A 25,254-nucleotide genomic window follows, 5' to 3' on the forward strand; every position below is an offset into this window, starting at 1 on the left:
CTCCTTACTTCGTCAGGATCTTACCAGTCTTGCCGACCGTTGTGATTTCTATGTTTCTCGTTCCGTTGCTTACGACGATTTTCTGACAATATTCCTTCAACACATTGTTTGCCGTACAGGTATCCTTCTCAAAGGCCCCGGATGCACGGTTAAACACCAGATGCAGCCCATTTGAAGATGAAACATAAGGTAACAGGCTGTCGGATCCTTTCAGTTCCGTCAGGGAATATCCCGTGGAATCCCCCTCAAAATATACTTTGATATCAATAGGCTCTTTTCCCAGTACCCTGTTGGATACCTCCACATCTCCCTGCCGGATCTGTGCCGTATATTCCTTGGTCGTATCATTATAGCTGATAACGCATTCCACCCGATTCTGTTCTTTTCCGAGGGTCAGCACTCTGGTCCGCTCCAGTGTTGTCACAATTTCGTCCGCACATTTCCGGACTTTCCTGCCGGTCAGGGATGTAATGGATGTGGCCATCACACCCACCAGCACCGCCATGATCGCAATGACAATGATCAGCTCCACCAGGGAAAAACCACTGTTGTTATTCTTTCTGCCAGTTTTCATAAACTATCAAATCTCCCAGATTTATATCACTGTTCTTATAGGACTTACCGTTACTGCTCAGGTAACCGTCTCCGCCATTTAAAAAATCTACCACATGATATTCCTGTGTCTTACCGGCAGCATCTACGATCGTTCTGGAATAGGTCAGGGCATGAAGCACCGCATCCCGGTCAGGTTCCACATTGACATTCTGATCCAGCGTGATCGTTCCGCCGGACAGGATCGTTCCCTGGAATTCCTTTGTCACTTTGACATCTCCGGTAGCAATGATCAGTCCACTGAACTCGCCGAATCCGGCTTCCGGATAGGTATAATCACCCTTTACGATAACTGCCTTATATCCCTGCTCCGCAAGGCTTCCTGTGGTATTGCCGAAATATTTTGACTCCACCTTATTTCCGGTACTACCGTTTAATACAGCATGGAAGGTCGTTATCTCCCCTTCATTTACCAGATTGGTATAAGCATTGGCTGCATCCGTCTTCTCCGAAGGAAGCAGCTGCTCATAGACATCGATCATCTTCTTGGACAATGCCTGGAATTTCAACTGATCCGATGCCAAAAGTGCCTGATATCCTGCATTGGCACCATCACTGGTCAGTGTGGCATCCAACAGCTTCTCCTGACTTCCCGCAGCCGCACTGCTGTCATACATGGCCACATTGCCTGCCAGATGCATGATATACGCTCCGTTCTGCTGTCCACGCACCTGAATGGCTTTGGTATACAGACCGGTATAGGCTTCCATGGTCTGCTGGTTGGCACCGTAATAATCCTGAAAATACCGGTTGGCATTGGCTCTCGCGGTATCAGAGGTGCTGTCAAAGCTTACATAATAATACACCAGCGTGATCTTGCTGTTGATCCGCTTGAAAATCTTCTGGATATTGTTCTGGGTCAGTCCGTACTCGGCCAGCGTATGACCATTCAGAGTAGCGGACGGAATATTCAATGCCACTTCCGTTACATCCGCCTGGTCCCTGATCTTGTCCTTATACTGCTCCAACGTGATCGGGTTGCTGGCACCGTTTAACACGGTCTTGCCGGAAGCATCCACGCCGATACACTGCGCCGGAACGAGGTAAGCCAGCTGGTCACTCTTCACAGCGATAGACTGTCCCATCATCACATCCTGTACTCCGGTGTTGCTCACACCATCCTCGCCGGTAATGCCATCCTTGGCTTTCGTCAGAGAAATGTAAGAATTTCCCGCCAGCGTAAGATTCTTCAATTCATTCAGATAGATCTCCGTATCCGTGCCGTTGACCAGAATGGCGCTGCTGTCCACGCCCTTTCCATTACCGAAGCCGATATACTGTCCGGCATATTCTCCGTCGATCTGTGCTCCGGCGGTAAATACATTCCGTTCCCCGGTCATCCTGAGGTCTCCGGCCACATATACGTTGTTTCCCTGAAAGCTCAACGTTCCGTTGCTTCCCGTATTGCCCGGAATCCCTCCGTTCATGGCAATGGAACCGGCCCATACTTCACCGTACTGATCTGTGGTAAGTGTGGCTCCTTCTCCCAGATATAAATCGGAAGCCATCACCATACGCTTGTCTTCGTTTTCATTGCCGGTGGTCTCTTTCCATTCCACCGTCACACCGTTACCCTTGCCGGACTCTTCGCTGCCCACGATAAAACGTTCCGCATAAAAGCTGCCGCCAATGACATTTTTACTGATCAGCGTGGAATCAGAAGGAAGTGCCTGAATATTCTCCTGCGCCACCATGGAGATCCCCGTAATGGAGGGAAGTGTCACTGCCTGCGCAAAATCCATATCCGGCATCTTCACCCGGATATCGGTCTGGATCACGGACACATAGCCATCGGTATCCGTATAAGTCACTTTCAGACCGCAGAAGGAAAGTCCATCGGTGTACAACTGAAAACGTCCGGTAGGAATATCCGTGGTCTCCACTCTCTCCTTGTTGCCCGTCACCGGATCCGTTGTCATTACATATACCTTCAGACTGCCGCTGCTGTCCAGAGCCATCCGGTACACTACTTCCCCGGAGTCATTCAATGTCTCTAGCACCGTCCCCCGCTTTATCTCCGAAGACAGGCTGTTGAACAGCTTGGTCAGATCATAGTTGTTGATATTCATACTTCCTGTCACTGCATAATAATCCTGCATATCCTTCAGGAAATAATATCTCAGTTTGTTCTGCTTCTCCTCTGCGGAGGTTGCCTCATAATTTTTCAGAACCAGTTCATAGGCACTTCCGACTGAAGCGGACACCCGCTCTCCCATAGCCGTCCGGATCTCATCCAGCACAGTCTCTGCGGAGTAAAAGTTGTCCTTCGCCTTGAGATTGTTCACCTTCATCTGATAGTTCAGCAGTGACATATACATCAAAACACTGGCTAAAATGCCAATAAAGGCCATGGCAATGATCACAACGACCATTGCTGAGCCCTTATTGTCCGTTCGTCTGTGGAATTGTCTTACCCTTGAAAATATTTTGGGATTTCTTCCGCATATCTTCATTTTTCTCGTCTTCCTTCCGGTATCTTCTCTGTCCTGTGCCTGACGGATCACTCGATCACGGTTCCCGTCATGGTAAGCACAGGGGACTGTACACCGATCGTATCCCTGCTGTACACCTGTACCCGCATGTCATAGATACGGTTGCGTCGCTCCGTCGGTGTCAGACCGCCGTCCGCACCCATAATATCCTTCGCCACATCTCCGACAGCATTTCCTGCCGCACCGGACACGCTGAGATCATTGAAAATGTATTCCGTATTGCTGCGGTCTATCAGATTCGTCCGCAGTCTGCAGGCGGAATCAATGCTGGCTCCGGCAGAGGACATCCAGCCCGGCCAGGTCTCCCGCAGTTCAAATGCCGCCTTGTAATTGTTGTTCCAGGAGGAATACGGGTTAAAACCGGTGCTTTCGTCCGTGAAGCTGTCTATTCTCTCCGCTGACGGAGTCTGCTCCACCAGGAACAGATTCGTCTGTACATTCTTCGGGTTATTTACGATCACTTTGTCTACCGCAGAAGTCACCGCACTCTGGGATGCCTCCACTCTGGGCTGCAGGCACACAATGATATTGGCCAGCTGGGAAATGATCTCCTCTGCATCCACCGGATTCCCGCTCTCCTTCTCCTTCTTAAGCTCCGCTGCTTTGGCTCTTACCGCCTCTTCATTGGAAAAGATCACATAATCCGAGCCGTTCTGGGGATAATCTCCGCTGATGCCCGTAAGGATAGCGGAATTACAATGATAGACTGTGGAGGCCGTCACCAGATACACATCTGTCTCTACACTCTCTCCGTCTCCCAGATCCAGTAAAATGCGGCTGCTGTCTATGGATATTTCGATGGTCTTGGTAGTATTCCTGGCAATCTCCATAACGTCTCTGCCGCCGGAATACGCTTCAAAATAACCGTAAGCCTCCTGTGCGGCATCTTCCGATTCGGAATATACCGCATTCAGATTGCCTGCCAGGTTCTGGATATTTACAATATCCTTCTCATTCAGTGCCGTGTAACCGTTAGGATCCAGTGTCACCACTACATCATAGGTGCCCGAAGTCGTCTTCTCATCCCGGAAGGTATATTGCCAGATACCATCTTCTGCTGCGCCGTCTCCGTCCACATCCAGAGAGACATCTCTCTGCACATTGTTAGTGAAATCAGTGGGAGTGACCGTCTCATAGGTGTCTGCCATCTCCTCCAGTGTATGTGCCTCAAACTGCTCCATGACATCCTCTGCGATGGCCGTGGCATGCATGGTGTTGCGGGACTTGGCATTGGTTCTGGCAGAAGTCACAAAGCTGTGCAAAAGCGGCACAACGATGATCGACAGGATCACGATGGCAATCAGCAGTTCAATCAGAGAAAAGCCTTCGTTATTCAGTTGTCTTCTCTCCGTGCGTTCCTGCATGTGAGGCATCCTCCCTGCTATGACTAATACCGTTTTCTCCGCACTCCGTGCTCCCGAAACCGGACAACCATTCGCACTCCGGACTATCGTCCTCCCTGCTCATGACTAATACCGTTTTCTCCGCACTCCGTGCTCCCGAAACCGGACAACCATTCGCACTCCGGACTATCGTCCTCCCTGCTCATGACTAATACCGTTTTCTCCGCACTCCGTGCTCCCGAAACCGGACAACCATTCGCACTCCGGACTATCGTCCTTCCTGCTCATGGTTGTTTGATTTGCTAATCATAGCAGTATCCTGCCTGCAAGCAGTCGTATACTGCTATGATTGCAAATCTATTATTCCACGTTTCCGAAAATAGTGTCTACGCCCATCTGCATATCCGGGATGTAAGGTGAACTGTATACCTTATCGGTTCCCAGCAGATAATAGGTGTTCATGGTCATGTTGCCGGTGAGCATTCCGTCGGTCTCGTTGTAGCTGATGCTGACGCCCTGGATGCTCTCGCGTTCCTGCTGATTGTAAATGTATCTTACCAGTCCCTTGAAATCGTCATAGGTGCAGGAAATGCTGATGCTCAGGGGTACCTCATACATATGGGTATCTGCATAAGCAGTACCGTCCGTAGATACCGGACTTGCTGCCGTCGTTGCGGCAGCTGCTGTGGTATCTGCCGCAGCATCGGCTGCTGCTACATCCGTGGCAGCTGTTGCATCCGCAGTCGTCGTTGCCGCATCCGCTGCAGGAGTATACACCACCTCTGCTTCGGAACCGAATGCAATATTTGCCACCTCGGTACGAGTATAATCTTCCAATGTCTTTACCATCATAATGCTGTCTTCCGGTAAGATATCTGCCGGGAAACGGTTCTCAAAATTCGTGATATAGGACTGCATCTTCCCGGTAGCCTCAATGTAGTCTGCCTTGCGCTGGTCTAAGGCTTCCAGCGTTGCCACCTGGGATGATAACGTTACATTCTGTGCCTCAAGGGCATCTGATTTTTCATTAAAACTGGAATATACCAGAAAATACGTACACACAACAATAAGAACACCGATCACTGCGATCAAAAGCTGAATTTCACTCTTCTTAACCTTCATCTTCCGCTGCCTCCTACTGTGCTGTCTGGGTGCCGGTCTGTGCCTCACCGCTCTCTTCGGTCTCATCCGTCAGATCCTTATAGCTTCCGGTAATGGAAAAAGTCACTATGGACGTGCCGGTCTCATCCTTGCTGTCCGTAATATTGCTGATCTCTACATCATCAATGCTCTGCATGTTGCGGATATTCAGAATCGTACGGGCTGCCGCTGCTTTCCCTTCCACCGTCACTGACATGCTGATGCCGGTCTGGTCGGAGCTGAAGCTGTTGGTATAGAAGCTGTCCGGCAGGATCTGTTCCAGTTCATTGATGAACTCCACCAGATTCTCATTGGGAGTCTGGGTATAAGCATATAAATATGTGTATTTATCATACTGGGCTTCTGCCGCCAGATAATCGTTGTATACTGCCTGTGCCGGCTGCAGCTCCTGTACCCGGTTCTGCAGATACACATTCTGCGCCACATTTCCCAGGTACCTGGTCACAGAGGTGGCTGCCATGGCGATGGACAGGATCACGCCCAACACCAGTACCGCCACACTGACGAAGGTATAGTTCGTGCCGCTGACTACGGTCAGTCCCTTGGACTTCTGGGTGCTCTTGTCGATCAGTCCCACGGGGGCGAGTACCGCACCCAGACAGGAAATATAGGCTGCGGGTCTGGTGGAACGGATGGCCTTGCTCATGCCGATCTTGTCATCCATCTCGGACAGGGTATGTACCTTGCGCTCCAGGCAGTTGGTGAACAGCTTGCTCATGCCGCTGAAGCTGCCGCCCAGACCGGTAACATAGGACTTTTCAATGGGATTTTCACTGTTCCTGGAATCATAGAAGTCAATGACACGGCTCACACCCACGATCAGAGGCTCCAGGGAAGCGGTGATCTTCTGTCTTGCTGCTGTGACCTCCACATTACCGGCATCCTCATCTTCCCAGCGTCCGGCATTTTCTTCCCAGACTTTGTCTCCCTGATGGAGTACTCTGTTCAGACATGTTTTCTTCTGGAAACGTTCTACCGCACTCATGGGATCGTTCACGGCATAGGCTCCGGAAGCGATCATAGTATCAATAGCATCCTGCACACCGTAAGCCACCGTTCTCTGTAATAACACCTTACCGGCGGAAAGCACGGTCACAATGGTGCTGTTCTCATCGATTTTGATGACCATAGTAACTTTTTCGGACTTCTCATCGCGGAGAATCTGGTATAAGCTGTTGCTGCTGTAGTCGAAGCACTCCACCTCCCAGCCGCACATCTGCGCCAGCTGATAATAGCTGTTTAAAAGAGCCTTGGGTACGGCCAGAGCCATGACACGAAGCTTGCCATTCTCTGCCAGACCGCCTGCCAGATAATGTCCGATCTCATATTGGGTCAGATCCACCGGGAAATAGTCACTGGCATTGGTCTTCACCAGTGCCTCGATCTTACTCGCCTTGACATTGGGAATCTGTACCTCACGGCTTGCCACTCTGGTAGAAGAAATGGTAAACAGCACTTTCTTCGTACGGATGCCGTTCGTTCCCAGTGCATTCACCAGATGGTCTGCGTACTCCTGTGTCGGCTGCAGCATACCATCCACCACGATGCCTTCCGGTGTCTCCACCGTCAATACCTTGTAGACCTTCGGCTTCTTCACCTTGTAGTCCATCTCGCAGATCTTCGTAAAAGAGTTGCCGATCTCAATACTCAATACGCGATTGTTCATTGCCATATTTCTACCCTTCCTCTTCCCGGTATTTATCGTATTTCAAAAGCCTTCCGCCATCGCAGAATCTTTGAAGAACTTTCTGAAATCATGTTCGAAATGCAGGTATCTTCTTATAAGTAAAAATTCAGATACCACTGTAAGAATTCATTACCCCACAGGACAGCGATTGCCACCCCTGCGGAGAGATACGGTCCCATGGCGAGGACATGTCCTTCGCCGCTTACTTTCATACGGATCAGATGAATCACGGAACCTATGATACATCCCAGTAAAAATGCAAAAATAATCAATTCCCAGCCGAGTAACAGCCCACAGACCGCCATCAGCTTCACATCGCCGCCGCCAATGGCTCTGCCACCGGTCGCATAGTACAGAATAAGCAAAAATACACTGACACATAGGAAGCCGATCAGGAAATCCAGCCACTGTGTATAGTGGAAGGCTCCATGGATCAGCCCCAGTGCCAGTATAAATAAGTTAAATCCCACAGGGATCTCATATGTTCTGAAATCAATCACACTTAAAGCAAGAAGTGCACTAAACAACAAGCAGTAGACTAGGGAATCCACGCTCATCCCATATTTCCAGAATACGAGCAGGTACAGCACTCCGTTCAGTGCCTCGATGACGGGATACTGAACGGAGATATGTGCCTTGCATTTCCGACATCTGCCTCCCAGCGCCAGGTAGCTGAACAGGGGTACGAGGTCGTACCACCGCAGCTGATAACCGCAGTTCATGCAGTGAGACCTGGTCGTTACAATATTCTCTTTTTTCGGGATACGGTAGATCAACACATTGAGGAAGCTACCGATCACGATTCCATAAAGGAAAATCACTATGTAGAGAAGAATTGTTGGGAGCATGTCAGATGCCTTTCATTGTTCTTACTACCTAGTTGTAGGTTCCTGTAAGAATATTGTTAGTACCATCAAGTGTTGTGTCACAGGTAACAGTAATTGTTCCATTGGATACAGCAACGTTAAGGGTAATTCCAGCACCAGCTGTACTGGTCCAGTTACCGGACTTCAAACCAATTGTACTGATTCCAGCTGCTGTCAATGCCTTGTCAGTATTTCCAGTGCAGTTTGTAGTAGATACAGTAACCGATGTAGTTGTAAGTGTAATTTTTCCTCCATCAGTCAACTGATTTGCAGTCTCAACCATAGGATCTGCTGCATAAGTCTGTAATGCCGTTACGATAGAAGCCACATTCTGAACATCAGTAGATTTTCTGGATCTCTCAACATACTTTAAGAACTGAGGTGCCAGTACACCAACCAGTACTGCCATGATAGCAATAACGATGATCAGCTCTACCAGGGAGAAACCTTTGTTTGTTAAACTCTTCTGTTTCTTGTTCATAATTACATTCTCCTTTTTATGTGTTTTTTAATTTCAGGGTAGTAAGTTTTCCGCCCCATTTATTAATTATCGTCCTGTCCCTACACAGGACGGATAATCCAAAATGATTATAAGTTATCCAGTGCCGTATACATAGACATCATAGGCATCATACATGCAGCGATCAGTCCGCCAACCACGACTGCCAGTACAATAATGATCATAGGCTCCATAGCTGCCATGAGGGACTGTACGGACATCTCCACTTCTTCATCATAATAATCCGCAAGCTTGTCCAGCATTTCCTCCGTATTACCGGATTCTTCACCGATGCGGATCATCTGATATACCATAGGAGGGAATAGTCCACTCTCCTGTAAAGGTCTGGATAGCGGCATACCAATGGTGATCTCTTCCTTGGCATCTTCCATTGCTTCCTTAAAATAGATATTACTCATGACACCCGACACAATCTCCACCGCTTCGATCAGTGGTACACCGGCACCCAGCAGAGTACTCATGGTACGTGCCATCATAGAGGATGCTGATTTTGTGGTCAGTTTTCCGAATAAAGGTGCCTTCAAGGCAATCTTTCCAAAGAAATGCTTTCCGGCATCGGTTTTAGCAAATGCCCGGATAGCAAATACCAGTGCTATAATTACCGGAATAATAATGAACCAGTAATTGATAATTCCATGGCTTAAGTTCACATAAAACTGTGTGATCCACGGCAATTCCGTTCCCAGATCTTTAAACATATCTTCGTAGTTAGGAATGACCACAACCAGCATTACGATTGTGACAATTATAGCAACAATACATACCGCGATAGGATAGATCATTGCTTTCTTTACCATTGCCTGTGTCTTATGAGAACGCTCCAGCTGTGTAGCTACACGTTCCATAGCCGTTTCCAGACTACCAGATGCCTCACCCGCAGCCACCATGTTCACCATGATCGCCGGGAACACCTTCGGATGCTCTGCCATGGAATCTGCCAGGGTCTCACCCTTTTCCACGCTGATGCGGACTTCCTTCAGTGCGTCCTGTAATCTCTTGTTCTCTGTCTGCTCGCAGAGCATTTTCAGGGATTCGAGGATGCTGACGCCCGCTTTGGTCATGCTGACGAACTGGCGGCACATGACGCTTAGATCCCTGGCCTTGGGCCATCCGCCGATCTGGATGTCGATGTCTTTCGTCAGGAAGCTCTGTTCTCCCAGATCGATAACGGTCAGCTCCTGCCTTCTCAGTTCTGCCATTGCCAGATCTTTGTTATCCGCTTCCAAACTTCCCTTTACTTCTTTTCCAGCCTTTGTGATGGCTCTGTAGCCATAGGTCGCCATGTGCCTTCCCTCCAATGCGTCTCTATCTTTAACTTTCTCCCCAACCATGTAAGACGAGCCCCGGTCCTGAAAAGGTCCAGGTTTTTGAAAAATTTTTATAAATTTTGATAAATTTCTATAAAATATTGCGGTTTTTATAGAATTATACGTCAAATGATACCTTTACCATCTCGGAGAAGGAGGTGGTGCCATCCAGTACATAGTCCGTGGCACTCATACGCAGGGTATGCATTCCTTCTTTTAATGCTTCTTCTTTTAAGATATCGGCACCCTCCCGCTTGCTGATAATGGTTTTCAGTTTCGGAGTGATCTGCATGATCTCATAGACACCGATACGGCCTTTGAAGCCGGTGTTGTCACATTTGCTGCATCCGCAGGGCTCGTAGATGGTCACATCTTCCTCTTCCCTCATGCCCATGAACTCTTTTTCATCCTTGGTGGCCTGCTTTGGCTTTTTACAAAAAGGACAGAGTCTGCGTACCAGTCGCTGGGCGATAACGCCGATGACGGAATCTGCGATCAGGTAGGATTCGATGCCCATATCCTCCAGACGGGTGATGGTGCTGGCGGAGGAATTGGTATGCAGGGTACTTACCACCAGGTGTCCGGTGATGGACGCCTGTACGGCGATGCTGGCGGTCTCCTGGTCACGGATCTCACCGATCATGATGATATCCGGGTCCTGACGCAGGATGGAACGCAGTGCCGATGCAAAAGTCAAGTCTGCCTTGGTGTTGACCTGTACCTGGTTGATACCGTCAATATTGGCCTCGACAGGATCCTCGACGGTGATGATGTTCACGTCTTCTTTATTCAGTTCGCTCAGTGCGGTATACAGGGTGGTGGACTTACCACTTCCGGTAGGTCCGGTTACCAGGATGATACCGTGAGGATTTTTCAGGATATAGTCAAACTGTTTTAATTCGTAGGGTTTGAAGCCTAACTGGCTCTTGTCGCGGTTCAGTGCACTCTTCGCGGCAAGACGCATTACGACTTTTTCCCCGTATATGGTAGGCAGGATGGATACACGGATATCGTATTCCACACGGTCTACCACCTGGGTGATACGGCCGTCCTGCGGCTTTCTCTTCTCGGAGATATCCATGCCGCCGATAATCTTAATACGGGCGATGATGGCAGACAATACATTGACACCGTATCTCGCTCTCTCATAGAGGGCACCGTCGATACGGTAACGGACACGGATGATATTTTCCATGGGTTCGATATGGATATCGGATGCACGCTGACGGACGGCTTTTTCGATCATGTCCTTGACCAGCATTACGATGGGGGAGCTGTTGATGTTCTCCTCCGTGGCGATGTCTTCCACCACATCCAGCTTTTTCTCTTTGGCGTAGGCTGCCAGTGCCTCGGTTACTTCCTCCTGACCGAAATATTTATCGATGGCCAACATGATGCTGCGGGTGGTGGCTACTACGGGCTCTACCTGGAAGTTGGTGATGATGTTGATGTCATCGATGGCGTTGTAATCCAGGGGATCCGCCATGGCGACCATGAGAACGTTGAAGTTATTTTCCTTGTAGGCGAAGGGGAAGATCTTGTTCTTCTTCAGGACGTTGACCGGTACCAGATTCAGTACTTCCTTGTCCACGTTAGTGCTCTGCAGATCGATCATATCCAGATCCAGCTGACGGCTCAGCGCTTTCGCCAGATCATCCTCTGATACGATGCCCTCATCTACGAGGAATTCTCCCAGCTTCTTGCCCTGTCGGGCGGGATTATCCAACGCCTGCTGCAGTTGCTCATTCGTGAGGACACCGCTGTTTACCAGTAATTCACCTAAACGGACCTTTTTTCTGCCTAATTCCATAAACTCTCTCACCCATTACTTTTGTTGATAATTGGAAATATGTGTGAAATTGTAGTATTTTTTGGCTACAACTCACAAATATTTTGTCTCAATACGGAAATATTATAGCATATTTTAGATTTATGTAAATTGTTTTTAGTACTTTTGTTTCAATTTCTGAGAAAAACATTTTTGTTGCTTTCTCTCATGTTACACGGTACAATTATTTCATCTTATTTTAAAAACTTCTAAATACGCCAATTCTTCGGCGAATTTTCCCAACATTTATTGACTTCACGTATTATACGTGTTGCCTTAAGAAAGGAGAGATAATCCATGCGTTTTCGCGAATTAGAGCGAATCATCCTTGACGATGGCTGGGTTTTGTCTGATATCAGAGGTTTTCTCATCATCAGTACAAACATCCTTCAAAGTCAGGGAAAGTAACCATTCCCAATCACAGAGGCGATATTCCTTTGCGAGTTGTTAATTCTATTTTTAAACAGGCTGGACTAAAATAATATGGAACAGCCTTTGAAAGGAGTGATCTTATGAATTATATATATCCAGCTATTTTTTACCCGGAAGCGAATGGGAAATACTCTGTCATTTTTCCCGATCTTAATGATCTTGCCACTTATGGTGACAATCTTGCCGATGCTTTTGCAATGGCTCAAGAGGCATGTGGGCAATACCTGTTCACTTCCCTGAGAGACGGCGATGTTCTTCCTGCTCCTACTGCAATTAATGCAGTGAAATCAGACGATCCCACTGCATTAATAAATCTAATCTGTGTGAATTTGGATAATTATGCCCGGGCCTATGATGACAGGGCCGTCAAAAAGACACTGACTATTCCGGCATGGTTAAACACTGCCTGCGATAATTGCGGTATCAATTATTCCAAAGTTCTAAAGGATGCTCTCATTGCCAAGCTGCAACAAGTGCAAATGTGACCGTATCACAAAGTCACCGCGTATTCACTGTCGTACATTTTCTTCAGATTTTCTACGCTGTTATATTTTTCGCTGATGCAGAATTCCTTGGACCAGGTCATGTAGTAAGCCCAGGGGATTCTGCTTTTTTGCAGGAGATCCACATCGGGAAGGTAGCCCACTTCTGCCAGGGCAGCCACTTTGTCACGGGAGGTGGCTGTCTCCAGCTTCTCGTAGGCATTCGCATAGTCTGTGGCCTGATACTCCGGGAGGTAGACATCCATGGATACTACATCCACGTATTCATCTCCGGGGTAGGCTTTTGGTATATCGCTGTTCCATACCCAGAGAAGGTTGTGCAGGTCTTTCTCACCTGTGTAGTAATCGAACATCAGGTGATACAGGTTTCTCGCCACTTCCGGGCCCTGCGCTCCCCACCAGAACCAGGTACCGTAGGATTCATGGAACGGGCGCCAGAGAATGGGAATCCGCTCTTCCTGAAAGCGCCGCAGGATCTCCGCAATCACATCCATGTCATGATAGAATGCCACTCTCTCTGGGGTTCCCTCTTTCAATACTTCCCTTGCATCAAAATCCGTGTGTTCGGTATAGAAGCTCTTGTCTCTGCCGCCTAAGGGCGAGAACCAGTGGAAGGTGAAGGTGAGAATACCACCATTTCCGGCTTCCCGCTGTTTTCTGGCCCATTGCAATGCCGTCTCCACGGTCCCCTTATTTTCTTCCACTTCCTGGATGCATTCCGGGGAAGCATCTTCATAATTGATATTCGGAGAATACGCCAGCAGTTCAAAGCCCCGCAGCTTCGGTTCCTTTCCGGTGACCTGCCTGATGTAATCTATCTCTTCGCAGGGAATGGTCTGGGTGTGCTGACCGGTAATGATCTGTTTACCTGCTACGGCATGTAGGTAATGCCATAATTCTACTGTTTCTTTTGTCGCCTTCGGATCTGCTGTTGTCATCTTTTCTTCCTTTTCCATTTTCATCTTCATACCCCGCCCGCAAAAGCAAGAGGGTACAGAGACTTTTATTTTGTCTCTGTACCCTCAGTTTATGACATTCTGTCGCTTATCGCAAGTATTATTCCGGCTTTACCTCATGGTAATCGGCATTTGCTGTAGAACCAGTCTCTTCAGACTTTGTTTCTTTTGCAAATCCCTTAGCCAGCATCTCATTGATGTCCAGTCCGGTAGACTCCTTGATACCATCGGTAACCTGGGTTACAGTGGTCATGATATCGCCTGCCAGCTTGCTGGAATCGCCGCCGAACATCTTGATGGAATCTACGTTCATGTAGCCCTTAGCCACAGCCTCGGCGATCTTGGGCAGCTGTTCGAAGTATACCTTCAGAGTATCTAACTCCATCTGCTGTCTTGCAGCGTCGCCGTACTGCTTCATAGCTTCCGCTTTCTTCAGGATACCGGCTGCCTCTGCCTCTGCCTTCGCCTGGATAGCTTCTGCTTCTGCTTTACCTTTGGCTGCTACGGCTGCTGCCTCTGCCAGGCCTGCTGCCTTGACTGCCTCTGCCGCCTGCTCCTTGGCAAATCTCTCTGCCTCGGACTTTGCCTTCTCAGCCTCTGCCTGTCTCTGGATCTCGAAGAGTTCGGCCTCCGCTCTCTTCTGTCTCTCATACTGCTCGGCATCTGCCTTCTGCTGTGCTGCGTATTTGTTTGCTTCTGCGGTCTTCTTGACCTCAGCTTCCAGTGCTTTCTCCTTGATGGATACTTCTCTTTCCTTTAACTCCAGTTCCTTCTCCTGACGGGCCAGGTTCGCATTCGCTGTGGTGATCTCCACGGTCTTACGCTGTTCCTCTTCCTGGATCTTGTATGCTGCGTCAGCTTCTGCCTTCTTGATATCGGACTCTTTCTTCAGTTCTGCCTTCTTGATCGCCAGTTCGGTCTGCTTCTGGGCAATCTCGGTCTCTGCGATGACCTGTGCATCATTGGCATCCTTCTGTGCCTGTGCTCTGGCGATGGCCACATCTCTGTCTGCCTGTGCCTTTGCAACGGAAGCATCCTTCTGGATCTGGGACATGTTATCCTGTCCCAAAGCAGTGATCAGGTTGTTCTCATCTTCGATCTTCTGAATGTTACAGGACTCGATCCAGATACCTAAAGCGTTCATATCCTTCTGCGCCTTTGCCTGTACCTCATCACCGAAAGTCTTACGGTCATTACACAGTTCCTTCAGGCACTGGGTACCGATGATCTCACGCATGTTACCCTGTAAGGAATCAGTCAGAGCATCGCGGATCTGATCCTCGTTCATGTTCAGGAAGTTCTTCATGGCTGCATTGGCCATCTCGGTGGTGATTCTCTTGTTCGCATCCGCACCTGCCACGACTTCACCCTTCGCATTTACGGTGACATCTCTCTGGGTCAGGACTCTGACCTTTGCCACGGCGTCGATATCCACACCGATGAAATCCTTGGTAGGTATATAACCGTTGGTCTTGATGTCGATACTGATCTGCTTCAGGATCAGCTCATCCTTCTTCTCCAGAAAAGGAATCTTGATGCCTGCACGTCCGATCAGAACCTTGGGCTCTCTCTTAATACCGGAGATGATGTAGGCTTTGTTCGGTGATGCCTTCACATAACCGGATGCCAGGATGGCCAGGATGGCAATGGCCAATACAATAATTGCGATAATACCAATGTTAATTTCCATATGTACTCCCTCATTCTTTCTGCTTTTGTAATATATGAAAAGCTGCTTGTATGGTATGTATTTTACCATACAGGCAGCTTGACGAACAGTGATATCTATTATTTTTTTCTCATTTTATTGTAGCAAAATGTGCACGATATTCCACGTGTGTTACCGGTCATCGGCATTCCTTCAGGTATTCCATGAAGTTCTGCTTGTTCTCCAGTGCCGTGGTGGTGGGTCTTCCGAGATCTTCCCTTGCGCCGATACCACATTTTACTTCGATAAAGGTCAGGGTCTCTCTCTCTTTTGCAGCGGTCAGTTCCCGGTCCAGTTCCTCATAGGTGGTAACGGATACTGCATGGGGATAGCCGCAGGCCTTTGCAATGGAGACAAGATCAATATCGGCTGCCACGGTAGGCATACCGCCCACGGTCTCATGGGCACCGTTATTGATGACGATGTGTACCATATTTTCCGGGGCCGTGCTACCCAGTACTGCCATGGAACCCATGTGCATCAGCACTGCGCCGTCACCGTCCACGCACCATACCTTCGTCCCGGGCTTCTGTACTGCCACACCCAGGGCGATACTGCTGCTGTGTCCCATGGAACCTACGGTCAGGAAATCATACTTATGGCTCTGTCCGTTGTGTTCTCTGATCTCGAACAGTTCTCTGCTGGCTTTGCCCGTGGTGCTGACAATGGGATCCTCGCCGGAAGCCTGCACGATGTGGCGGATGATCTCTTCCCGGATCATGGGATTGTCGTTGCGATACTCCACCTTTTCCTCATAACTGAGGGCACCCTTCCGGATCACGAACGCTACATCCTCACCACGATCCAGCTCCTTGCGGAACTCCTGCATGGCAGCACTTACTTCCTCTTCCGTTGTGTCTTTTCCGATGACAAAATAGCGGATTCCCATATCCTCCAGCAATTTCAGGGTCACTTCACCCTGGTAGATATGCTGGGGTTCGTCGTGGATCCCCGGCTCACCGCGCCAGCCGATGACGAAGATCATGGGGATGGCATAGACTTTATCGTTCAGCAGGGATGCCACGGGGTTGATGATATTGCCTTCTCCGCTGTTCTGCATGTATACTACCGGGACTTTTCCGGTAGCCAGATGATAGCCGGCGGCCAGTGCCGTGCAGTTTCCCTCGTTGGCTGCGATCACGTGATGCTTCGGATCGATCCCATAGGTGTGCATCAGGTAATTGCAGAGGGCTTTCAGCTGGGAATCCGGTACCCCGGTATAAAAGTCCGCATTTAAAATTTTCGCAAAGTTTTCTGCTTTCATGTAAGTATTCCTTTCCTGCCCCTGTCAGTTAAATTTCGTCTATTAAAGTTATAATATCTTTGATCGGCATCAGTCTGCTGTCCACTTCCTGTGCCCTGTGATACCGCAGGATGTCCTCGGCGGTCTGCTGCATGGCGGGGAAGGCACTTCTGGTCAGCTGGTTCGCATAGATCACGATATTGACGCCGTGGGCGGCCAGTTCGTTTTCCGTAATGCTGTTAAAGGAAGACGGCACCACCACGATAGGTGTCTTCGGATCCTCTGCCCGGAATTTATCACAGAATTCAAGAATCTCATCCGGGGATTTCTTACGGCTGTGGATCATGATGCCATCCGCTCCCGCTGCCACGAAAGCTCTGGCACGGTTCAGTGCATCTTCCATGCCTCGCTCCAGGATCAGGCTTTCGATTCTGGCAATGATCATGAAATCATCCGTCAGCTGTGCCTTTTTGCCGGCTGCGATCTTGGCACTGAAGTTCTCGATGCTGTCCTGAGTCTGCACCACATCGTTTCCGAAGAGGGAATTTTTCTTAAGTCCGGTCTTGTCCTCAATAATGATGGCGGAAACACCCATTTTTTCCAGTGTTCTCACTGTGTATACGAAATGCTCCGTCAGTCCGCCGGTATCTCCATCAAAAATAATGGGCTTCGTGGTCACTTCCGTCACGTCATCAATGGTACGGAAACGGGAAGTCATGTCCACCAGCTCGATATCCGGCTTGCCCTTCGCCGTGGAATCGCACAGAGAGCTGATCCACATGGCATCGAACTGGTCCAGCTCACCATCATGCTCCACGATGGTCTTCTCTGCGATCAGTCCGGTCAGGCCGCTGTGAACCTCCAGTGCTTTGACAATGGGACGGATCTCAATGAGCTGGCGCAGGCGTTTTCTGCGGTATTCCGGCATGGCCAGCTTTTCCTTGATCCTCGTATCAATTCTTTTTACTTCTTCATTATATGTATAAGGGACATCTATGATCTCACCGCCGTATGTCTTCAGCAGTCCTTCCACGTTGTCACGGATAGCCTTCAAAGCTCCCTCCTGCCAGTTATCCCCATGGATCACGTAGTCAGGGCGCAATTCTTCAATGACCTTATCATACATTACATCATCCTGCACGACCACATTGCTGACTTCCGGGATATCTTTTACCAGCTGCATACGCTCCTCGAAGCTGATGGTGGGAAAACGGTTAAAACGGATCATTGCCGCATCACTTAAGACGCCGATGGTCAGCTCGCCGTATTTTCCGGCTTCTCTGATGATATTGCGGTGCCCCTCATGAATGACATCTGTACAGAAACAGGTATATACTCGCTTCATTTGATCCTATGCCTCCTTATATTTTGCCGGAATCTGAATTTTATTGACTTCCAGTGCTTCTCTGAACACTTTGAAAAAGGCTTCGATATCCGGTCTGTCAATCGCACCCAGCGCACACAGGCGGAAGGTATTGGTAGTAGAGATTTTGCCGGGGTAAATGGTAAATCCCCGCTCATAGCAATAATCATGTACTTTTTCAAAATTCCAGTTTGGATCATCGGGATACTTCACAGACACAACCAGTCCCGACTGCCATTCTCTGCGGATCACATCCCGGAATCCCAGTGCATCCAGTCCCTCATGGATAGCTTCGAAGACTCTGGTGTGTCTCGCCCACTTGGCTTCCTCTCCCTCTGCCCAGTATTCCTTCAATGCCTGAATGGTGGCATAGATGGTCTGTACCGGCGGGGTAAAATGCATTTCTCCGGTCCTCTGGAAGAAATCATACTGTTGATACAGGTTGCAGTAATAGGAACGTTTCGGATATTCCTTCGAAGCCTCCAGAATTGCCCGGCTGCCTACCACAAAGGATAGTCCCGTCATGGCCATGAGACCCTTCTGGGCGGAAGCCATACAGAAGTCAATATTGTCTTCTTCTATATGAATGGGACGCATGGCGTAAGTAGAGGTGGTATCCACGGTAAAGACAGCATGATATTTATGAGCAAGGGCTCCGATCTCACGGATAGGATTGAGAATGCCGGTGCCGGTCTCGTTATGAGTGGTATGTACCAGTGCAATGTCCGGATTCTCTCTCAGAGTCTGCTCCACTTTTTCCAGATCCGGCAGCTGGTCCACCGGGAAACGCAGATCAATGTGGGGCAGTCCGTAATATTCACATACTTCCACAGCTCTGGTGCTGTAGGCTCCGTTATCCACCACCAGTACTTTTCCGCCCTCCGGCAGCAGGGAGCTGATGCATGCATCAATATTGATGGTGCCGGATCCACAGAACAGGACGCTCGTATACTTTTCCAAGTCTCCATGCACGATTTTTACAAGGTCTTCTCTGAGCCCCTTCATCAATCCGCCGAATTCTTTCTCTCTGGGACAGATGTCCGGCACGACCTGTGCGTATTTTACGGTATCAGTGGTGGTAGACGGTCCGGGATTCAATAAAATATTTCTTTTGACGGGTTTTTGTATCAACTGCTCCATTATGGGATTCCTCCTTTTTTTGTTCGCGTTCTTTTTCCAATCGTTCATTAATGTATGATATGTTTTAATTCTTTGAACGGTTTTCATAGGTTTTCGACTAAAATAAGTACACAAAATGTCTGCGTTCCATTCGCAGACACTTTGTGTTAAATATGAACATATAATAATACCATTCGCACAAAATAGCAATACTTATTTTTTTTAAACATCATACGTCTTGTCGATGGCTTTCAGTTCCCGGAAAGTATCGATCTCGATAATGTCATTTTCCCGGCATTCACGTACTTCTACCTTATAATGCTTCTGGCAGAATACCAGGGGTACCTGTTCCCAGTAACGCTCCTTGCCGCCGGGCTGTTCGTAGGTCATCTTGATATCATCTGACAGCTTATGTCCGTCTTCTTCGTTCCAGTAAGAGATGCCCACCATCTGCCAGCAATCCAGGCCGCCGACTTTCTCTTCTACAATGACTCCGTCTTTTACCGTGAAGCACCAGTCATCGGTTCTGTCCTTTTTTATTGCCAGAAAATCGGAGGTATAATGATATTTTTTAATGATCTGCGGATTGGAGATCAGCAGATCCGCCTCAAATACATAGGCATTGGAAAGCATATATCTTGCCACCATGGCGGAGGAAATATTGTTAGCTTCATTGTAAACCGGATTTTCCAGGAATCTGATCATGGGATATTTGTACAGCAGCTGATCAAACTGCTCTGCCAGATACCCCCGGACAATATAGATTTCATTAATCCCGGCATCCAGACAGGCATCGATCAGTCCGTCAATAATACGCTGTCCATGCACACGTACCAGTGGTTTCGGGGTGTTAAAGGTAATGGGCACCAGCCGGCTTCCGAATCCAGCTGCAATAAAGATGGCGCGCTTTGCACGGTAAGGCTCCAGTGCGGAGATTCCGGCACCTGTGATCTCTCCCTCTGTCACATACTGTAATTCGGTCAGTTCCTGCATGACACGGTTGACCGTTCCCAGAGAGTGTCCGCTCTTTTCTCCCAGCTGTCTCTGGGATAAAGTACCTTTTTCCTCTGCCAGTATTGATAAAATATCAAATTGTTTTCTTGTCAGTGTCTGATTCATCTTCTGCTTCCTTTCTTTTTTCCATTCTCCATGACCATCGTCCTGTTTCTATCGAAATTATCGAATTTCCGTTAAGTCATATGGTGTTGTCTGGTATACATAATAATTGAGCCAGTTGCTGTAAAGGTTGTTACAATGAGATCTCCACTGTAACAGAGGTCTCTGCTCCGGGTCATCGTCCGGGTAATAATTATAGGGGATCTGAATGGGCAGTCCTTTGTCCAGATCTCTATGATATTCGTTGTTCAGTGTATAACGGTCATATTCGGGATGGCCCGCTACAAAAATCTTTTTGCCCTCTTCCGCCATTGCCAGGAATACGCCGGCCTTCTCCGATTCTGCCAGGATCGTCAGATCCTTACAGGCATGAATGGCCTCCGATGGTGTCTCGGTGTGACGGCTGTGAGGAGCCATGAAAATATCATCAAATCCCCGGACCAACGGAACTTTCCGGTTGGATACCTTATGTGCATAGACGCCGAACAGCTTCTGGGACAGTTGTCTCTTGTTGATTCCGTAATAATGATAGAATCCGGCCTGTGCCGCCCAGCAGATATGTAAGGTGGAGGTCACATGGGTCTCCGCCCAGTCCAGGATCTGACAGGTCTCCTCCCAGTAATCCACTTCCTCGAAGGTAATATCCTCCACCGGTGCTCCGGTAACGATCAGTCCATCGAATTTACGATCCCTGATCTCATCAAAGGTAGTGTAAAATTTGTTCAGATGGCTGGCCGGAGTATTCAGTGACACATGGGTCTTGGTGTTCATGAAAGTGACATCCACCTGCAGCGGTGTATTGGACAACGCCCGCAGCAGCTGCAGCTCCGTATCCTGCTTTACCGGCATATTGTTCAGGATCAGTACCTGCAGGGGACGCATGTCCTGATGTACCGCACGGAATTCGTCCATGACGAATATATTTTCATTTTCCAGTATTTCCTTGGCAGGCAGATCATTTTGTGTTTTGATAGGCATTTTATTTTCCTCCGGGTCTTTCTTGCTTATTCCTCGTAAGGAATATTATAGGTTCTCAGAAATTCCTCTTCTGTCAGAATGGGAACCTGTAATTCTTTTGCTTTTTTATTTTTCGATGATGTAGAGGTAATATCATTGTTGATCAGGCAGGTGGTCTTGCCGGTGACACTTCCGGTCACCTTGCCGCCTTTTTCCTCAATGACCTCTTTCAGATCATTCCGGCTGGCATAATGGTTCAGGCTTCCCGTCACCACGAAGGACATTCCTGCCAGTGTCTGTGCACTCTCATCGATCTGTGGTGTCTCTATCGTCAGGATTTCCTTCAGATGAGCTATTTTCTCCAGATTTTCCGCATCCCGCATATAATCCGTAAATGTAGATGCCAGCACCTCTCCCACACCGGGAATGGCACTCAGTGTTTCTTCGTCCGCTGCCTGCATTCGTTCCAGATCGTAATCAAAATACCGGCACAGCACCTTGGCATTGGCCACGCCGATTCCTGCGATCCCCAGTCCATAGATCAACCGGGGCAGCGTGGTATGTCTTGCAGTCTCGATACTGTCCATCATATTCTGATAGGATTTTTCTCCGAATCCTTCCATTCCGGTAATGACCTCCTTGTAACGGTCCAGCCGGAACAGATCCGCATATTCATGGATAAAGCCCTGATCGATCAGCTTCTCCAATGTTGCCTCGGAGAGTCCGTCAATATTCAGCGCATCTCTGCTGACGAACAGAGTGTAGGATTTGATCTCCTTGGCCGGGCATTTCTCATTGGTGCAGTACAGAGACTGTACCTCATTCATCTGTCGGATCTCCGTGGGCTGTCCGCACACCGGACACACCTTTGGAATCTCCACATTATCACTGCCTGTCAGATTCTCAGCGATCTGGGGAATGATCATGTTGGCCTTATAGACCGTGATATGGTCTCCGATTCCCAGTCTGAGGGATCTCATGATACTGATATTATGCACGGAAGCGCGGCTCACCGTTGTGCCTTCCAGTTCCACCGGCTCAAAAATAGCTACCGGATTGATCAGACCGGTACGGCTGGCGCTCCACTCGACCTCTTTTAATGTAGTCTCCCGCAGTTCATCCGCCCATTTGAAAGCAATGGAATCTCTGGGGAACTTCGCAGTTCTGCCCAGGGACTGTCCGTAGCTGATACTTTCATAAGTAAGTACCAGACCGTCGGAAGGAATATCGTAGTGCTCGATCTTGTGTTCAAAATCTTCAATGGCAGATAAAATGTTCTCTTCCGTTACTGCCACATGTTCCACCACTGCAAAGCCCTGCTCCTGCAAAAAAGCAAACTGGGCTTCCTTGGAATCATGAAAATCTACACCATCCGCCTTTACCAGCGTAAAAGCAAAAAAGCGGACATTCCGTCTGGCCGTGATCTCATTGTTGAGCTGCCTCACAGAGCCGCTGCACAGATTTCGGGGATTCTTGTATTTTGCCTCTGCATCTGCGATCTCCCCGTTGATCTTCTCAAAATCACTGTAGGTGATCACCGCTTCTCCCCGCAGGATCAGTTCTCCGGTATAGGAAATATTCAGCGGAAGATTCTTAAAAGTACGGGCGTTATTTGTAATGACCTCACCGATCTCGCCGTTGCCACGGGTAACCGCTTTTGCAAGTTTTCCTTCACGATACGTCAATACAATGGTCAGCCCGTCCAGTTTCCAGCTGAGAATTGCAGGATTGCCTTGCAGCCAGTCCCGCAGTTCTTCCCGGCTTTTCGTCTTGCCCAGAGACAGCATAGGACTCTCATGGCGCTCCTTGGGAAGCTCATCCACCGCTTCGTAGCCTACGTTTACCGTAGGACTGTTGGCCAGGGTAACGCCTGTCTCTTTTTCCAGTTCCACCAGTTCATCATAGAGCTTGTCGTATTCGTAGTTGCTCATGATCTCCTGATCCTTGGCGTAATAGCTTTCGGAAGCTGCATTCAGTTGTTCTACCAGATCTTTGATCCGGTCTATTTTGGAAGACTGCATCTTGTATTCCTGCCTTTATATATTTAATTGCGATTTAACATTCCGGTGTCTCTTTGAAGCTGTTCCAGCTCTTCTCCGGTGATCTCGCGCCACTTTCCCGGCTTCAGATCCCCCAGCAGAATGTTCATGATCCGGATTCTTTTCAGCGCTTTTACCCGGTATCCACAGGCTTCACACATCCGCCGGATCTGTCTGTTGACTCCCTGAGTCAAAACAATACGGAAGGTAAATTTTCCGATCTGTTCCATCTCACATTCTCTGGTAGTGATGTCCAGATCTTTCAGATAAATACCTTTCGCCATTTTCTCCAAAAAATCGGGTGTTATTTCCCTATCTGTCTTTACGATATATTCTTTTTCATGACGGTTGGCGCCCCGCATCATGGCATTGATCAGATCTCCATCATTGGTGAGCAGGATCAGGCCTTCGGAATCTTTGTCCAGACGTCCCGCATAGGTCAGCCGTTCCGGATAGCGGATCATATCCATGATCTTTTTCTCTGCATGAGGATCTCTCTCCGTGCAGGTCACTCCCACCGGCTTGTAAAATGCCAGTACCTTCTGTGTCTGTTTTCCCTGCAGAATCTTCTTACCCAACTGCACGGTGTCCGTTTCTTCCACCTGCTGTCCCATTCCGGCCACCTGACCGTTGACCAGTACTTTTCCCTGTTCGATCAGCTTATCCGCATCTCTTCGGGAACATACACCGCACTGTGCCAGATATTTATTCAGACGCATTCTATTCCTCATTCCTTTCCGAAGCCCTTAACTTCCGGGCTACAGACACACGGCCGCAAGTATATGTTTTCACGCTTCCACACCGTCTGCCGCTTCGAAGTCACTGAGACTTTTGACTTTGGGAATACCGTTTCCGTTTGCCACACCCAGCTTTGCGGTCTCATCTGCCAGCTCGTTGTATTTTACCTTCGAATGAGCCGGTACTTTGGTAAAGCGGATCTGAATCTTCTGTCCCCAGCCCAGCATGGTCTGTGCATATTTTTTCGTCAGATCATTCTTACTTTTCCAGGCACCGGTGACCCATTTCTCGATTCCTTCATAGTCGTAGCGGATCTCGATGGCTGTAAAGCCACTGTTTAAGGCAAACCGTACCGCATACATGGCTCCCAGCATCTCTCCGGAGACATTCCGCTGTTTCAGAGAGTCCGGATTGTCACCATTACCGTATTCTGTATAGATGCGTCCATCGGGAAGAATAAAAATACAGCCGAAACCGTATTTTTTCAGTGCATCCTGATAGCTTCCGTCCACATAGGCCAGCAAGGTACCCTCTTCCGGACGATCATTCACATCCGCATCCTCCGGATATCTTCCCAATCCATTCCACTCTGCCATAATTCATCTGTCTCCTTATCGAATAAAGTTGGTCTTCTGCGCCGGTTCTCTCTCCGGGAAATCCACGCCCGCAGCTTTTCCTGCGGCAATGCATTTGAGCAGCCATGCCATATTGTTACCCAGGGTACGCATGGTCTGCATGCCTTCCAGATCCTGTTTTACCTCTTCGGGAGTATTGCCGTGTACCTGATTCCAATACTGGCTGGATACCACCGGCATACAGTTGATGGTAAAATATTTGTTCAACTGGTCAAAGGCTGCGGAAGCCCCACCGCGTCTGCAGCTGACGATGCAGGCACCGGGCTTGCCCTGGAACATGGCGCTCTTGCCGTAAAATGCTCTGTCCAGGAAGGAAGTGATCATACCGGAAGCAGATGCATAATGCACCGGAGATCCGAAGACAAATCCGTCTGCAGTCTTCGCTTTTTCCACAAATTCATTCACGCCATCCTCCCGGAAACACTTTCCGTTCTTCAGACAGGCATTGCAGCCGATACATCCGGCGATGGGCTGTGTACCCACTTGGATGATCTCCGTCTCAATACCGTTTTTCTCCAGTGCTCCCGCTACTTCCTCCAGAGCTGTGTAGGTACAGCCCTTCGCATGTCCGCTTCCGTTTACCAGTAATACTTTCATTGCTTTTACCTCTTTTTCTCTTATTGTTTCTC

Annotated in this window: 22 protein-coding genes; 2 read left to right on the forward strand and 20 right to left on the reverse strand. The window is 48.7% G+C overall.

Features of this window, described 5'->3' with window-relative positions:
• Nucleotides 1-4: 4 nt before the first annotated feature.
• The 9 genes from DW835_RS00405 to DW835_RS00445 form a co-directional block, all read right to left on the reverse strand.
• Entirely contained in the window at nucleotides 5-574 is a 570-nt protein-coding gene (locus tag DW835_RS00405; RefSeq protein ID WP_118730466.1) for a type II secretion system protein, read from the reverse strand.
• Nucleotides 552-2,984, reverse strand: coding sequence for a hypothetical protein (locus DW835_RS00410; RefSeq protein ID WP_147353683.1), 2,433 nt, complete (start codon nucleotides 2,982-2,984; stop codon nucleotides 552-554). Before DW835_RS00410 ends, DW835_RS00405 begins: the two co-directional genes overlap by 23 nt.
• A 128-nt stretch (nucleotides 2,985-3,112) precedes the next feature.
• Complete coding sequence (locus DW835_RS00415; protein ID WP_182430187.1) at nucleotides 3,113-4,468, reverse strand: prepilin-type N-terminal cleavage/methylation domain-containing protein; 1,356 nt, start codon at nucleotides 4,466-4,468, stop codon at nucleotides 3,113-3,115.
• Between the two features lie 339 nt (nucleotides 4,469-4,807).
• On the reverse strand, nucleotides 4,808-5,569 hold the full coding sequence (locus DW835_RS00420) for a hypothetical protein (protein WP_118730469.1): 762 nt from the start codon (nucleotides 5,567-5,569) through the stop codon (nucleotides 4,808-4,810).
• Nucleotides 5,570-5,582: 13 nt separating this feature from the next.
• On the reverse strand, nucleotides 5,583-7,280 hold the full coding sequence (gene pilM, locus DW835_RS00425) for a pilus assembly protein PilM (RefSeq protein ID WP_118730470.1): 1,698 nt from the start codon (nucleotides 7,278-7,280) through the stop codon (nucleotides 5,583-5,585).
• A gap of 107 nt (nucleotides 7,281-7,387) precedes the next feature.
• Complete coding sequence (locus DW835_RS00430) at nucleotides 7,388-8,143, reverse strand: A24 family peptidase (RefSeq protein ID WP_118730471.1); 756 nt, start codon at nucleotides 8,141-8,143, stop codon at nucleotides 7,388-7,390.
• Between the two features lie 28 nt (nucleotides 8,144-8,171).
• On the reverse strand, nucleotides 8,172-8,642 hold the full coding sequence (locus tag DW835_RS00435; RefSeq protein ID WP_118730472.1) for a prepilin-type N-terminal cleavage/methylation domain-containing protein: 471 nt from the start codon (nucleotides 8,640-8,642) through the stop codon (nucleotides 8,172-8,174).
• A gap of 107 nt (nucleotides 8,643-8,749) precedes the next feature.
• Complete coding sequence (locus DW835_RS00440; protein ID WP_118730473.1) at nucleotides 8,750-9,964, reverse strand: type II secretion system F family protein; 1,215 nt, start codon at nucleotides 9,962-9,964, stop codon at nucleotides 8,750-8,752.
• Between the two features lie 142 nt (nucleotides 9,965-10,106).
• Entirely contained in the window at nucleotides 10,107-11,798 is a 1,692-nt protein-coding gene (locus DW835_RS00445) for an ATPase, T2SS/T4P/T4SS family (RefSeq protein WP_118730474.1), read from the reverse strand.
• 428 nt (nucleotides 11,799-12,226) lie between these two features.
• On the opposite strand from DW835_RS00445, the gene DW835_RS18660 reads away from it, so the two are divergent.
• Together DW835_RS18660 and DW835_RS00455 are read left to right on the forward strand one after the other, a co-directional pair.
• A complete protein-coding gene (locus DW835_RS18660; protein WP_337544641.1) occupies nucleotides 12,227-12,298 on the forward strand; it encodes a hypothetical protein in 72 nt (23 codons plus the stop codon).
• A 30-nt stretch (nucleotides 12,299-12,328) separates the two neighbouring features.
• The gene (locus tag DW835_RS00455) at nucleotides 12,329-12,733 is read left to right on the forward strand and encodes a type II toxin-antitoxin system HicB family antitoxin (protein ID WP_118730475.1); all 405 of its coding nucleotides are present in this window, start codon (nucleotides 12,329-12,331) and stop codon (nucleotides 12,731-12,733) included.
• A gap of 5 nt (nucleotides 12,734-12,738) precedes the next feature.
• On the opposite strand, the gene DW835_RS00460 is transcribed toward DW835_RS00455, so the two are convergent.
• The 11 genes from DW835_RS00460 to DW835_RS00510 all read right to left on the reverse strand — a co-directional run bounded on the left by DW835_RS00460 (nucleotide 12,739) and on the right by DW835_RS00510 (nucleotide 25,222).
• The gene (locus tag DW835_RS00460) at nucleotides 12,739-13,713 is read right to left on the reverse strand and encodes a glycosyl hydrolase (protein WP_243036990.1); all 975 of its coding nucleotides are present in this window, start codon (nucleotides 13,711-13,713) and stop codon (nucleotides 12,739-12,741) included.
• A gap of 94 nt (nucleotides 13,714-13,807) precedes the next feature.
• Nucleotides 13,808-15,397, reverse strand: coding sequence for a flotillin family protein (locus DW835_RS00465; RefSeq protein ID WP_022313351.1), 1,590 nt, complete (start codon nucleotides 15,395-15,397; stop codon nucleotides 13,808-13,810).
• A 157-nt stretch (nucleotides 15,398-15,554) separates the two neighbouring features.
• Nucleotides 15,555-16,679 (reverse strand): phosphonopyruvate decarboxylase, encoded by a 1,125-nt coding sequence (aepY, locus tag DW835_RS00470; protein WP_118537196.1) that lies wholly within the window; start codon nucleotides 16,677-16,679, stop codon nucleotides 15,555-15,557.
• A gap of 28 nt (nucleotides 16,680-16,707) precedes the next feature.
• Nucleotides 16,708-18,003 (reverse strand): phosphoenolpyruvate mutase, encoded by a 1,296-nt coding sequence (aepX, locus tag DW835_RS00475; protein WP_118730476.1) that lies wholly within the window; start codon nucleotides 18,001-18,003, stop codon nucleotides 16,708-16,710.
• 6 nt (nucleotides 18,004-18,009) lie between these two features.
• Nucleotides 18,010-19,161, reverse strand: a complete 1,152-nt coding sequence (locus DW835_RS00480; protein WP_118730477.1) for a 2-aminoethylphosphonate aminotransferase — start codon at nucleotides 19,159-19,161, stop codon at nucleotides 18,010-18,012.
• Nucleotides 19,162-19,362: 201 nt separating this feature from the next.
• A complete protein-coding gene (locus DW835_RS00485; RefSeq protein WP_118730478.1) occupies nucleotides 19,363-20,259 on the reverse strand; it encodes a sugar phosphate nucleotidyltransferase in 897 nt (298 codons plus the stop codon).
• A gap of 57 nt (nucleotides 20,260-20,316) precedes the next feature.
• A complete protein-coding gene (metA, locus tag DW835_RS00490) occupies nucleotides 20,317-21,234 on the reverse strand; it encodes a homoserine O-succinyltransferase (protein WP_117464916.1) in 918 nt (305 codons plus the stop codon).
• Nucleotides 21,235-21,260: 26 nt separating this feature from the next.
• The gene (gene ligA / locus DW835_RS00495; RefSeq protein WP_022313342.1) at nucleotides 21,261-23,234 is read right to left on the reverse strand and encodes an NAD-dependent DNA ligase LigA; all 1,974 of its coding nucleotides are present in this window, start codon (nucleotides 23,232-23,234) and stop codon (nucleotides 21,261-21,263) included.
• Nucleotides 23,235-23,257: 23 nt separating this feature from the next.
• Nucleotides 23,258-23,971 carry a pseudouridine synthase gene (locus tag DW835_RS00500; protein WP_118730479.1) on the reverse strand — a complete coding sequence of 238 codons (714 nt, stop codon included), beginning with the start codon at nucleotides 23,969-23,971 and terminating at the stop codon, nucleotides 23,258-23,260.
• 69 nt (nucleotides 23,972-24,040) lie between these two features.
• Nucleotides 24,041-24,586 carry an RNase H family protein gene (locus DW835_RS00505; protein ID WP_117464914.1) on the reverse strand — a complete coding sequence of 182 codons (546 nt, stop codon included), beginning with the start codon at nucleotides 24,584-24,586 and terminating at the stop codon, nucleotides 24,041-24,043.
• Nucleotides 24,587-24,601: 15 nt separating this feature from the next.
• The gene (locus DW835_RS00510; RefSeq protein WP_118668313.1) at nucleotides 24,602-25,222 is read right to left on the reverse strand and encodes a flavodoxin family protein; all 621 of its coding nucleotides are present in this window, start codon (nucleotides 25,220-25,222) and stop codon (nucleotides 24,602-24,604) included.
• Between the last annotated feature and the right edge of the window lie 32 nt (nucleotides 25,223-25,254).

This window comes from Clostridium sp. AM34-9AC (assembly GCF_003480225.1).
In the GTDB taxonomy this organism is placed as follows: Bacteria; Bacillota; Clostridia; order Lachnospirales; family Lachnospiraceae; genus Acetatifactor; species Acetatifactor acetigignens.